10 protein-coding genes are annotated in these 12666 nt (G+C 66.1%); 2 read left to right on the forward strand and 8 right to left on the reverse strand.

The window, feature by feature from the left end:
* Positions 1-2: 2 nt before the first annotated feature.
* From N536_RS0114165 to N536_RS0114200, 8 genes are all read right to left on the reverse strand, one after another.
* Complete coding sequence (locus N536_RS0114165) at positions 3-1157, reverse strand: virulence factor Mce family protein (protein WP_029114205.1); 1155 nt, start codon at positions 1155-1157, stop codon at positions 3-5.
* Positions 1154-2476: a virulence factor Mce family protein gene (locus tag N536_RS0114170; protein ID WP_029114206.1), complete on the reverse strand. Its 1323-nt coding sequence runs from the start codon at positions 2474-2476 to the stop codon at positions 1154-1156. Before N536_RS0114170 ends, N536_RS0114165 begins: the two co-directional genes overlap by 4 nt.
* A complete protein-coding gene (locus N536_RS0114175; RefSeq protein WP_029114207.1) occupies positions 2473-3831 on the reverse strand; it encodes an MCE family protein in 1359 nt (452 codons plus the stop codon). Before N536_RS0114175 ends, N536_RS0114170 begins: the two co-directional genes overlap by 4 nt.
* Positions 3828-4859: a virulence factor Mce family protein gene (locus N536_RS0114180; RefSeq protein WP_029114208.1), complete on the reverse strand. Its 1032-nt coding sequence runs from the start codon at positions 4857-4859 to the stop codon at positions 3828-3830. The genes N536_RS0114175 and N536_RS0114180 overlap by 4 nt, the downstream gene beginning before the upstream one ends.
* A gap of 37 nt (positions 4860-4896) precedes the next feature.
* Entirely contained in the window at positions 4897-6348 is a 1452-nt protein-coding gene (locus tag N536_RS0114185) for an MCE family protein (protein WP_029114209.1), read from the reverse strand.
* Between the two features lie 4 nt (positions 6349-6352).
* Positions 6353-7207 carry an ABC transporter permease gene (locus tag N536_RS0114190; protein ID WP_029114210.1) on the reverse strand — a complete coding sequence of 285 codons (855 nt, stop codon included), beginning with the start codon at positions 7205-7207 and terminating at the stop codon, positions 6353-6355.
* Complete coding sequence (locus N536_RS0114195; RefSeq protein WP_029114211.1) at positions 7204-7983, reverse strand: ABC transporter permease; 780 nt, start codon at positions 7981-7983, stop codon at positions 7204-7206. Before N536_RS0114195 ends, N536_RS0114190 begins: the two co-directional genes overlap by 4 nt.
* 295 nt (positions 7984-8278) lie before the next feature.
* Complete coding sequence (locus tag N536_RS0114200; RefSeq protein WP_029114212.1) at positions 8279-8752, reverse strand: VOC family protein; 474 nt, start codon at positions 8750-8752, stop codon at positions 8279-8281.
* Positions 8753-8856: 104 nt separating this feature from the next.
* Between N536_RS0114200 and N536_RS0114205 the strand changes: the two genes are divergently transcribed.
* Both N536_RS0114205 and N536_RS0114210 read left to right on the forward strand, forming a co-directional pair.
* Entirely contained in the window at positions 8857-9720 is an 864-nt protein-coding gene (locus N536_RS0114205) for an alpha/beta fold hydrolase (protein WP_029114213.1), read from the forward strand.
* Positions 9717-12644 carry an aminotransferase gene (locus N536_RS0114210; RefSeq protein ID WP_029114214.1) on the forward strand — a complete coding sequence of 976 codons (2928 nt, stop codon included), beginning with the start codon at positions 9717-9719 and terminating at the stop codon, positions 12642-12644. Before N536_RS0114205 ends, N536_RS0114210 begins: the two co-directional genes overlap by 4 nt.
* Positions 12645-12666: the final 22 nt, after the last annotated feature.

Raw genomic sequence — 12666 nt, forward strand, 5'->3', positions numbered from 1 at the left:
GTCTAGGGCCCCTGATCGAAGTGGTACGGAGCGACCAACGGGTTGCCTGCGCCGTTCGGCGGGGCGCTACCCGTACACGGGCTGGGGAACTGGCCGATGGTGCGGCCCCACTGAATCTCCAGCCAGGTCAGGTCGCACTCCCACCGCGAGCCGGTGAAGAAGCCGGAGTCGATCCGGCTCAGCGTGAGGTCGAGGATCAACGTCAGGTTGGCGTAGTCGCCGCGCATCCAGTTGGTCAGCGTCTCCTTGGGGAAGGGGAACGTGGGCAGGAAGCTCAGCGCACGGGTCAGCGCGGGACCGGCGTCGGCCAATGACTGCAGCACCGGGCCAAGGTCTTTGAGCTCTTGGACGAGCGCGTCCTTGGTTTGGTTGACCGAGTCGGCGGCCAGGGCACTGAACTTGCCCAGCTGTGCCAGCGCGTCGGAGAGATTCTCACGCTGGTCCCGCAGCACGGCCAGCGCATCGGGGATGGTCTTCAACGCCTTGTCCACCACCGGCTTCTGCGCGGCGATCTGACCGAACAGGTCGTTGAGGCTTTCCGACGCGGCGATGATGTCGCCCTTTTGGTCGTCGAGGTAGCCGATCGCCTTGTCGAGTTGCTCGATCAGGCTGCGCAAGTCGTTCTCACGACCGGCGAAGGCGGTGCTCAACGCCTCGGTGATGTCTTGAATGTTGCCGATGCCGCCGCCGTTGAGGACCACAGCGATGGCGGCCAACGCCTGCTCGGTGGTCGGATACGCGCCAGCAGAGGCCAGCGGAATCACCGAACCTTCACGCAGCTTGCCTTGGGGCGCAACGTCGGTCGGTGGCGACAGCTCGATGTGTTGTGACCCGAGCAGGCTGGTCTGTCCGACCTTGGCCGTCGCATTGGCAGGCAACTGCACGTCGCGGTTGAGGGTCATCGTCACCAGCGCATTCCACCCCTGGCGTTCGATCTTGCTCACTGTGCCGACGTTCACGTCGCCGACACGCACGCGAGAGTTCTCCTCGACGTTGTCGACGTCGGGCATCTGCGCCTGAATGGTGAACGCCCCGGGGCCCACACCCTGCACCCCGGGCAACGGAAGCGAGTTCAGCCCTCGCCAACCACAACCGGACACCACGAGGCCGAGCACCAGCATGCCCGCCGCGACGCGTCTCCACCTGGCGCGCATCATGGTCCGACTCCAGGCGGCACCATCATGCCGGGCAGGCCGTCTGCTGGATTGGTGACCATCGCCTCGGCGGGCAGCGGCGGCGTGTCGGGCGGTGGTGGCGGCGGCGTGCCGTCCGCTGGCGGTGGAGCCTGCGGCGCAACCGGCTGTGGCGGAATGTAATCCGGCCGCATCCAGTCCTCGCTGTAGGTGAGCTCGTTCGGCCGCGTCGTGGCACCGACGAAGACGTTCTGCGCGAGGGGCAGGAAGTTGTACTGCCGATTCTTGATGACCGGCGCCAAGTACTGCACGCACAGCTTCGCCGACTCCTCGGCGCCGAGCCGTGACGCCGCCTGAATCGCGCCGCACAGGAAGGAAATCGGGTTCGCGAAGTTGTTGAGCATCGGCACGCTACTCACCGCGCCCTGGGCGGGCTGCCAGATGTTCACGTAGTTCTGCAACGTGTTGGGCGCGACGTGCAGGAACTGCTTGACGTCGGCCAGGCTGTCGTTCAGCGCCTGCGTCACCCCCGCCAGCTTGTCCGACGTGGTGCCCAGCGCTTCACGGTTCTCCGCCACGAACGACTGCACCTGGGGGACGACGGCGTTGAGGTCGCGCACGGCGTCGGCGACTTCGTTCGGATTGTCGGCGAGCAGCCCCGTCACCGACGCCAGGTTCTGGTTGAGCTGGCGCATCAAGTCGGTGCTGTCCTTCAACGCCGACACCAGAATCGCGAGGTTCTTGACGGTCGAGAAGATGTCGGTGCTGTGATCGCCGAGCGCCGAAAAGGCCTGCGACAACTTGATGACCGTGTCGCGGATGTTGGCGCCCTCGCCGCGCAGGTTGTCGGCGGTGGTGTTGATGATCGAACCCAGCGGGCTCACTTCACCGGGCTCGGTCGGCTGCAACGTGTCGGCGAGCTTTTCGAGTTGTTGACGAACCTGGTCCCACTCGACCGGCACCGCGGTCCGTTCGCGCGGGATGACCGCGTCGTCCTTCATCACCGGCCCTTCGGTGTAGACCGGGGTGAGCTGAATGGCGCGCGCAGTCACCAGCGTCGGCGACAGGATCGCGGCCTTCGCATCGGCAGGCACGTCGTACTTGTCGTCGTACCAGAACGAGACCTTGACCCGCTCGGGCTGGGGTTCGATCGACGTGATCTTGCCGACCGGCACCCCGAGGATGCGGACGTCGTCGCCGACGTAGATGCCGTTGGTGTTCTCGAAGTACGCAACGACATTCGTGCGGTTGATCGACTCCGACGTGCGAAGCAAGATGATCACCCCGCCCACCAAGAGCACTGCCAGCGCGGCGGCGATCCACGGCCTGTAGTGGCGGATCATTGGCCTCCCTCCGCTGGCCCGTGGGACTGCACCTCACCGGGTGCCGGCTCGAAGATCGGATTCGGGGTCGGCGACGGTGTGGACTCCAGCCCCGGTGGCGGCGGCGCCGGAGGTCCCGGTGGCGGTCCTCCCGGCGGGGGTGCGGGCAGCGGCTCGCGGTACGGATAGCAGCCGGTGGGTCCGGGCAACGGCAGGCCGGGCGGTCCGCAGCCCTGATCGCCCGGGTTGCCGGTAATGGCATCCGGGATGGTCAAATTCGGCTCGCCGCCCTGGCCCGTCCGCGGGAACGGTACCGGCAGTGCCGGTGTGCCCGGCTGGCCGACCTGTGGGTCGGTGCGTTGCGACGGCAGCAGCACGTTGGGATCGAGTCCGAGGTCGGAGAACGCGGCGTCGATGAACGGCTGCAGGAACTGTCCCGGCAGGAGATTCGCGACATAGGTCTTGAAGAACGGCCCGGACGCGACCGACTCGCCGAGTGACATCGAATATTGGGTGAGCAGTTTGAGCGAGCGCTGCAGCCGTTCCTTGCGATTGTCGAGGATCGTCAGCACGCCGTTGAGCTTGTCGAGCGCGGGTTTCATCGTCGCGCGGTTCTCGCCGATGAAGCCCTGCAACTGTTGGCTGAGGGCAGAGACATTGCCGGAGATCTGATCCAGTGCGGCGCTTTGACTTCGCAGTTCGATCAGCAGCGCATTGCTGTTGGAGACCAGGCCGACGATCTGGTTGCTGCGCTCGGCCAGCACCGCGGACGTCTTGTTGGCGTTGGCCAGCAGCCCACGCAAGTCCGCGTCACGCTCATTGAGCGTTTCCGAGAAGCGGGCCACGCCCTCGACCGCGATCCGTAGCTGCGGCGGGGTGTCGGAGAACGTCTCCGACAACACGCGCAGGGAGTCCGACAGTTGATTCGTGTTCAGACCGCTGATCGTGGTCGCTAACTCGCCCAATGCATCCGGCAGTTGATAGGGCGACGTGGTGCGATCCAACGGGATCGTGCCGTCCTGCTGGCCGTCGCCGCGCGAATAGACCTCCAGGATCTTCGTGCCCAACAGACCCTTCGTCTTGATGGCTGCCTCGGTGCGATCCCCCAGCCGGATGTTCTTCTTGACGGTGAACTTGACCAGTACCCGCGGACCGTCCAGCTCGATCGAGGTCACCTTGCCCACCTGGAAACCCGAAACCTGCACGCCCGCATCACCGGTGATACCGCCGGCCTCGGCGAAGTAGGCCGAGTACTCCTTGCCCTGATTGAGGAAGGGCAGCTTGTCGTATTGCAGTGCACCCACGACGATGCCGATGGTGATCGCCAGCCCGATGGCGCCGATGATGAAGTGGTTGCGTTCGCTGAAGGGTTTCACCTTGGCGCACACCTTCCACTCGTCTGGCCCGCGACCTTGACGTACACCGGCTGGCCGCCCTTTCCATTGAGCTTGAGCACGATGTCGCACAGGTAGAAGGAGAAGAAGTCGCCGTAGATGCCTTGGCGGGAAAGCGCTTGATACGCATCCGGCAACGTGTTGAGCAGGTTGTCGAAGTAATCGTGATCGGCCACCACGATGCCTGCGGCACGGTCGGTCTCGGTGATCGTCTTCGCAAACGGTGGACGGGCCTGCGCGAGTAGGTCGGTGATGCTCCCGGCGGCGGCGTTGGCGTACGCCAGGCCGTTGCTGATGTCCGCCTTGCGGGCCTCGAGTCCCTTCACCAGTTCGGCGAGCGCGTCGACGCCCTTGCCGAATTGCTCGTTCTGGTCGCCCAACGACCCCAACACTGCGTTGAGGTTGACGATGACGTCCCCGATCAGCTGATCGCGGTCGGCCAGCGTGGTCGTCAGCGCCGCGGTCTGAGCGAGGAACGAGTTAATGGTGCCGCCCTGGCCTTGCAAGGCGGTGATCAGCTGACCGGACAACGCATTTACCTGATCGGGATCGAGCGCCTTGAACAGCGGCCGGAAGCCGCCGATCAACGCATCCAAGTCCAGCGCCGGCGACGTGCGGGCCAGCGGGATCGTGTCACCCGCGTTGAGCTTCTTCGTGCCGCCGGTACCTTCTTCGAGCGCCAGGTACCGGCCGCCGATCAGGTCGTCGTAGCGGATGACGGCTCGGCTGCCCTCGGTCAGCACCACCGAGTCGTCGGCGGTGAATTCGACCGCCGCCGAGGTGTCGGGCTGAATCTCGACCGACTTCACCTGGCCGACCTCGACGCCCGCGATGCGGACGAAGTCGCCGTTCTCCAATCCGGTCACGTTGACGAATTCGGCGTTGTAGGTCTTCGCCTTCTCGCCGAAACGCAGCTGCCCGAAGACCGCGTACAGCCCGAACACGCCCAGCAGGCAGACAGCCAGAAAGACGGCGAGGCGCAACCCGACGCCTCCCAGGCTTTCCTTCATGACTGGCTACCTCTCGTTGTCGTCGGTCTGCGGACGGTCATGGTGACGGGACCACCGCAGGCGGAAGGGGTACCGGCGGCAGCGGTGTCGGCTGCATCTGCGCGGGCTCAGCGACCACGAACGGCTCCGTGCCCGGTGTCCGGCCCGGGTCCCGTGGCGCCATCGGCGGAGGCGCCGGTGGGAGACCCGGCCACAATGGCGTGCCGTCCGGCGCGTACAGGTCGGCACCGTAGGCCGGAGCACCGGGATACGGAATCGGCCCCGGGGCGGGCCCACCGAACAGGTTGCGGATGCTCGGCGGCTCCGGCACCGCACGGGTGGTCGGCAAGTAGTTGGCCCAGGCCGGGAAACCGATGCCGGGGTTGGGCCGCCAATCGACTCCGGTTCCAAATCCCGTGTTGGTGACGAGGTTGCGCACCGGCCAGTTCTGCGCGACGTCCGGCAGCGAGCCGCAGCTCGGCTTGCCGCCCGGTCCGCCCTTGGCGCCGATGACCGGCAGGTTGTCCGGGTAGTGGTACGGGTCGTCGCCGAGCGACAGGCCGGTGTCGAGCACGAGCGAACGACCATTGCCGCCAGGCGCTTCGTAGCCGCCGGTGTCCAGCAGGGTCTTCGCGCCCACCAGCAGGCAGGTGTACTCGGGGTTGTACTTGTAGAACAGGCCGGTCGTCGGCTGCAGCACGTTGATGGCCTTGATGAGGTTGGCCTGGTTCGGCGCGAGCAGACTGATGCCGCTGTTGGAAAGCCCAATGGTCGCCAGCAGCAACGCATCCAGCTGGCCGGCCTGCCTGACGATGGTGGTGCTCGTCGTGCTTGCCGCGTTCAGCGTGGCCAAGATGTTCTGTGCCGCACCGGCATAGGCGTCGTTGAAGTCCTTGAGCGCCCGCCAGTCGGCTCGAATCGTCTCATTGCGCGGATTCAGCTCGAGCAGAACCTGATTGGCGTCGGTGGTGGCCTGACCGATCCGGTCGCCTTGTCCGCGTACGCCTTCCGCGAGCGCGGACAGGGTGCTGTTCAGCTTGGCAGGGTCGATCGTGTCCAGCACCGCAACGACGTTCTGGAACACCGTATTGACCTCGGTGCTGACGTTGCGCGACTTCAACACCTGACCGGCCGCCAGCCGCTGCTTGCTGGGATCGCTGGGATACACCAGATCGACGAACTTCGAACCGAATACGGTCGTGGCCCGAATCTGCGCCTCGATGTTGGCGGGAATGCGGTCGATCTGGTTCCGGTCGATCTCCAGTTTCAAGGTCACCGGTTGCCCACCGCCGGTGATCTCGGCGACCCGGCCGACCTGTACGCCGCGAAGTTTCACCTTGGCGTTGGTCTCCATCACCAAGCCGGCCCGATCCGAGCTCAACGTGACCGGAATGGACCTGCGGAAGGTGCCGCTGAACAACGCATAGGTCAGCCAGATCAACGCGGCGACCACGAGCAACAGGCTGAGCGTCGCCCAAGCGGGATGCAGTCCTTCGTCTCTGTCGTCCATTGCGCTAACCAGCCAGATTGAAGTTGCCGGATTGGCCATAGATGGCGAGCGACATCATGACGAGGACGAACGCGGCGATGATGAGTGACATGCGCACTGCGCGGCCGACGGCCTCGCCGACGCCGGCGGGACCGCCCCCTGCGGTGAAGCCGTAATACGTGTGCACGAGCATGATTACCACGGCGAGGACCACGCACTGGAGGAATGACCAGAACAGATCGGTGGGGTTCAGAAAGGTCCTGAAGTAGTGGTCGTACACGCCCGTCGACTGGCCGTAGAGCACCGTCGTGCCGAATCTCGCCGCCCAGAATGCCGCCAGCACACCGATGCAATACAGCGGGATCACGACGAGCAGGCCGGCGACCACACGGGTGGACGCGAGATACGCGACGCTGCGGATGCCCATCACCTCGAGCGCGTCGATCTCCTCGTTGATTCGCATGGCGCCGAGTTGGGCTGTGGCTCCGGCCCCGATCGTCGCCGACAGTGCGACCGCGGTCGTCGCGGGCGCGATCAATCGCACGTTGAAGAACGCCGACGCGAATCCCGTCAAGGCCTCGACGCCGATCTCGGAGAAGTCGGTGTACCCCTGCACTGCCACCAGCGCGCCGGTGGTGACGGTCAGGAATCCGACGATCGCGACCGTTCCGCCGATGATGATGAGCGCGCCTGCGCCCAAGCCCATTTGTGCGATCAGCCGGATGAACTCGACCCGATATTGGGTGACGGCGATGTGGATCGACCGCAGTGTGCGGCCGTAGAACTTGGTCTGCCGCCCAACGCGATTCCAACCGTCGACCCAGGGGCGCGCCCTGGCCTTCAGCCACGGGAACTGGGAGTGGGGTCTGGAGACGGTCACATCGTCACCTTCACGGCGACGGCGGTGGCGACGACGTTGATGGCGAACAGCGCCATGAAGGTGAACACCACGGTTTCGTTCACGGCGTTACCGACACCGGCCGGGCCGCCACGCACGGAAATGCCCTTGTAGCAGGCAATCAGCCCAGCGGAGAGTCCGAACAACGCCGCCTTCAGCAGCGCGATCGTCACGTCGGCAGCGCCGATGATCAGGGTCAATCCGGACGCGAAGGCACCCGGTGAGACGTTCTGAATGTAGACGGTGAAGAAGTACGCGCCCGCGAGGCCGACGAGGATCACCGACGCGGACAGCGCCAGCGACACCAGTGTGGCGGCGAGCACGCGGGGAACCACAAGGGCCTGAATCGGATTGATGCCCATCACCCGAAGCGCATCGAGTTCCTCGCGAATCGTTCGGGCACCGAGGTCGGCACACATGGCGGTGGCGCCAGCGCCTGCGACCACCAGCACCGTGACGATGGGCCCGATCTGACGCACGGTGCCGAGCGCGGCTCCGGTGCCGGAGAAGTCCGCGGCGCCGAACTCCGTCAACAGGATGTTGAACGTGAACGTGAGCAACACCGTGTAGGGAATCGTCAGCATCAGCGTCGGCAGAATCGACACCCGCGCAACGAACCACGACTGGAAGACGAATTCCCGCCAAGCGAACGGTGGCTTGAACATCGACACGAAGGTGTCGAGCGCCATCGCGAAGAATCCGCCGGCCGCGCGGATCGGTTTGGCCGCATTCGTGGCGACGGTGCCAGGCGCAACCATCAGCGAATCTCCCCTGTGTTGCACCTCAGTGGCATGAGTCGATGGTCCCCTCCGACTAAACCGGATCGCTGGGCGAATCCCGTGATGGTGACACAAGACGAAGTCGAAGAACCGTACAACAGGAATTTCGACGCCAGCAACCGCACGACCGTCGGGCTGGCGTCCGCAAAGTGTCGGAAGGGTCAACCACGGCGGATCGCGGGTGCCGACTGCGCCTCGACCCGGCTCGCCACCGCGTTGCGCGCCGGCGAAGGTGATTTCAGCAAACGCCCGACAGGTTGTGACCGCGCCAGGATCAGGCTTTGTCGGCCGCTGCTTCCAGCTCGGCGATCACGATCCGCCGCATGCCGAGCATCGCCTTGGTCGCGGCGGCGGCGCGCGCCGGGTCGGGGTCGTCGAACAGTTCGAACAGCCGCTCGGGCACGATCTGCCAGCTCAGCCCGAACCGGTCCTTGAGCCACCCGCACTGGGATTCTTCACCGCCGTCAATGAGCTTGTCCCAGTAGTAGTCCACCTCGTTCTGGTCGGCGCAGCGCACCATGAACGACACCGCCTCGGTGAACGAAAAGTGCGGGCCGCCGTTGATGCCGACGAATCGTTGGCCGTCCAGCACGAATGCGCCCGACACCACCTGACCAGGCGTGCCGGGGCCGGCTTCGGTGTAGCGGTTGAAGCCTTCGATGGACGAATTGGGGAACACGGACGTGTAGAACTGAGCGGCCTCTTCGAGGTCGTCGTCGAACCAGAGAGATGGCGTGATCACAGGCATGACGAACAGACTCGCCGCGGCGCCCAAACTCATCGCGGGGGTGCCCGCAGCCCGGTGAACCGCCTGGGTAGCGTGAGGCCAGGGGCCCGGCCGAGAGGACGTTCGTGAGCATTGCGAGCAGCACACCGCAGACCGTGACGTTCCGTGGCGTCGACGACCTGGCCCTCGTCGCCGACGAGTGGAATCGCGACGCTGAATCGGCCGACGGCCGGCCGACCATCCTGATGATGCATGGAGGCGGTCAGAACCGGTATTCGTGGAAGAACACCGGCCAGATCCTGGCCGACGCCGGCTTTCACGTCGTCGCCATGGACAGCCGCGGGCACGGCGACAGTGACCGCTCGCCGACCGCGAACTACTCGGTGGAGACGCTGTGCAGCGACACCCTGCAGGTGCTGTACCAAATCGGCAGGCCGGTGGTGCTGGTCGGCGCCAGCATGGGCGGGCTGACGGGCATCCTCGCCGCACACGAGGCCGGACCCGAACTGGTCACCAAATTGGTGCTCGTCGACGTCGTGCCGCGGTTCGAGAAGGACGGCAGCGCCCGCATCCGCGACTTCATGTTCAGCCACGTGCACGGCTTCGATTCGCTCGACGAGGCCGCCGACGCGGTCGCCGCCTACCTGCCGCACCGGCCGAAACCGCGCAGTCCCGAAGGATTGAAGAAGAACCTGCGGCTGCGTGACGGCCGGTGGTACTGGCATTGGGATCCGGCGTTCCTGACCAAGCCCCAAGATGACCCGTTCACGCGGGTGGACAAGCTGGAACAGGCCGCGATCAACCTGGAGATCCCGATCCTGCTGATCCGCGGCAAGCTCTCGGACGTCGTCAGCCCCGAGGCGGTCGAGGACTTCCTAGCCAAGGTGCCGGGCGCGCAATTCGTCGAACTGTCCGAAGCCGGACACACGGCTGCCGGTGACGACAATGACGCCTTCACCGACGTCGTCGTCCGGTTCGTCAACCCGTGACCGCGGGCTTCAACTTCCTGGAGCAGCCCGAGTTACCGGCCCCCCAGGTCAGCGAGACGCAGGCCGAGTACCTCTTGTTGAAGCACTACGGCATCAACGCCCGAGCCGAATCGCTTGGTAGCCAGCAGGACAAGAACTTCCTGGTGCTCGACTCCGACGACCGGCCGTTCGGCGTTTTGAAGATCGCCAACCCGGCGTTCACCCCGGTCGAACTCGCGGCACAGGACGCCGCCGCCGAGACGATCGCCGAGGCGGAGCCGACACTGCGGGTGGCGGCGCCGCTGCCCAACCTCGACGGCGAGAAGTGCACGACGGTAACGGGTCTACTCGACGGGCCCGCCCACGTCAGGTTGCTGCCCTATCTGTCCGGCGGCACCCTGGTCCAGGCCGGTCATCTGTCGGCCGAGGTGATTGCGGGCATGGGCGGTCTGGCCGGGCGGATTAGCCGGGCCCTGGCCAGCTTCCATCATGACGGCCTGGACCGGGCGCTGCAGTGGGACCTGCGCTTCGGTCGCGACGTCGTCGACACCCTCGCCTCCTACGTCGACGATCCGTCACACCGGCAGCGGTTGACCGCTGCCGCCACGGAGGCGTGGCAGCGGATCGAGTCGCGGGCCAACGAACTTCCGCGCCAGGCCGTGCATCTCGACTTGACCGACGCCAACGTCGTCGCCTCCTGCGGTCACGGCAGCGTCGCGCTTCCCGACGGCATCATCGACTTCGGTGACCTGTCGAACAGCTGGGCCGTCTCGGAAGTCGCCATCACGCTGTCCTCGGTACTGGGGCACCCCGGCACGACGCCCACGTCGATCCTGCCTGGGATCAAGGCGTTTCACGCGGTCCGGCCGCTGACGGCCGCGGAGGCCGACGTGGTGTGGCCGCTGCTGGTGTTGCGTACCGCGGTGCTCATCGTCAGTGGCGCGCAGCAAGCACGGCTCGATCCCGACAACGACTACGTCACCAATCAATCCGACGACGAGTGGCGCATGTTCGAACAGGCCACCTCGGTGCCGGTCGATGTCATGACGGCCGTGATCCGCGCCTCGCTCGGCATGGAAGCCGGCGTCGACGCAGTACCAGGCGGCGCGTTGATCGCCGATCTCGACCCGGCAACGGTCACCATCTTGGACCTCTCCCCCACCTCGGACGTATTCGACCGCGCCTTTGAACCCGGTGCGTGGCTTCGAGCCGGCGTCGAGGACGAATTGGCAAGGGCGGCAGTGCATGACGGCGCCTCACTCGTCGTCACCCGCTTCGGCGGACCGCGTCTGACCCGTGCCCCCGCGCTCAGCCAGGACAGCCCCGAGGTGATTGCGACCGGCATCTCGTTGTGGCCGGCCACGGCCGCCACGGTGACGGCGCCGTGGCCTGGAGTCGTCGAGCACCTCGGTGACGGCTTGGTGCTGCGGGGTGCCGGCTACGAGCTGAGGGTGTCGGGCGTCGACGTGGCCGCCGCCGGCGACGTCGGGGCGGATGCGGTTTTGGCGACCGCATCAGCCAACCGTTGGTTCGAGGTCGGTATCCGCCCGGCAGGCGCGCCGCCCGCGCCGGCGTTCACCACCGCCGAATTGGCACCAGGATGGCTTGCCGTCTCCCGGGACCCGGCACCGCTGCTCGGGTTGCCCCTGGCGGAACCCGCTTCAAGCCGAGACCTGTTGGCGCGCAGGGATGACAGCTTCGCCAAGGTGCAGGAGCACTACTACCGCAATCCGCCGCAAATCGAGCGCGGCTGGCGGCACTTCCTGATGTCGACGTCCGGCCGGGTGTACCTCGACATGGTCAACAACGTCACGGTCCTCGGCCACGCGCACCCCCGGGTGGCGGATACCGCGGCGCGACAGCTGCGCAGGCTCAACACCAATTCGCGGTTCAACTACGAGGCCGTCGTCGAGTTCAGCGAGCGTCTCGCGGCCACCTTGCCCGACCCTCTGGACACCGTCTTCCTGGTGAATTCGGGTTCGGAGGCAAGCGATTTGGCGATGCGCCTGGCGATGGCGGCGACGGGTCGCCGCGACGTGGTCGCGGTCCGCGAGGCCTATCACGGTTGGACGTACGCCACCGACGCGGTGTCGACGTCGACGGCCGACAATCCGAATGCGCTCACCACCCGCCCGGACTGGGTACATACCGTGGAGTCGCCGAACAGCTTCCGCGGCAAGTACCGCGGTGCCGACGTCGGCCGGTACGCGGTCGATGCGGTGCGCTGCATCACCGATTTGGCCACCGAAGGCAGGCCGCCCGCCGGATTCATCTGTGAAACGGTGTACGGCAACGCCGGTGGCATGACGCTGCCGGACGGCTACCTGCAGCAGGTGTACGCGGCGGTGCGCGGCAACGGCGGACTGGCGGTGGCCGACGAGGTTCAGGTCGGCTACGGCAGGCTCGGCGAATGGTTCTGGGGTTTCCACCAGCAGAACGTCGTGCCCGACATCGTCTCGGTGGCGAAGTCGGTGGGCAACGGCTATCCGGTGGGTGCCGTCATCACCAGCCGCGCGGTGGCCGATGCGTTCAGCTCGCAGGGGTACTTCTTCTCGTCGACGGGCGGCAGCCCACTGTCATGCGCCATCGGCCTCACCGTGCTCGACGTGCTGCGCGACGAGGACCTGCAGGGCAACGCGTCCCGGGTGGGCAGCCATCTCAAGCAGCGGCTGCTGGCGCTGCGCGACAAGCACCCGATCATCGGCACCGTGCACGGCATGGGGCTCTATCTGGGAGTCGAACTGGTCCGCGACCGGGAAACGCTGGCGCCGGCGACCGTGGAGACCGCGGCGATCTGCGACCGCATGCTCGAATTGGGCGTGGTCATCCAGCCCACCGGCGACCACCAGAACATCCTGAAGACCAAGCCACCGTTGTGCATCGACGTCGACGGCGCCGACTTCTACGTCGACGCGTTGGACCGGGTGCTGACCGAAGGCTGGTAGTCCGCCTGGCCAGATCCCTTCG

It is taken from the genome of Mycobacterium sp. URHB0044 (genome assembly GCF_000620625.1).
In the GTDB taxonomy this organism is placed as follows: domain Bacteria; phylum Actinomycetota; class Actinomycetes; order Mycobacteriales; family Mycobacteriaceae; genus Mycobacterium.

Bases quoted from the DNA above. Each gene is read 5' to 3' on its own strand.
- N536_RS0114165 (WP_029114205.1), bottom strand. From the start codon at position 1,157: ATGATGCGCGCCAGGTGGAGACGCGTCGCGGCGGGCATGCTGGTGCTC.
- N536_RS0114170 (WP_029114206.1), bottom strand. From the start codon at position 2,476: ATGATCCGCCACTACAGGCCGTGGATCGCCGCCGCGCTGGCAGTGCTC.
- N536_RS0114180 (WP_029114208.1), bottom strand. From the start codon at position 4,859: ATGAAGGAAAGCCTGGGAGGCGTCGGGTTGCGCCTCGCCGTCTTTCTG.
- N536_RS0114185 (WP_029114209.1), bottom strand. From the start codon at position 6,348: ATGGACGACAGAGACGAAGGACTGCATCCCGCTTGGGCGACGCTCAGC.
- N536_RS0114195 (WP_029114211.1), bottom strand. From the start codon at position 7,983: ATGGTTGCGCCTGGCACCGTCGCCACGAATGCGGCCAAACCGATCCGC.
- N536_RS0114200 (WP_029114212.1), bottom strand. From the start codon at position 8,752: ATGCCTGTGATCACGCCATCTCTCTGGTTCGACGACGACCTCGAAGAG.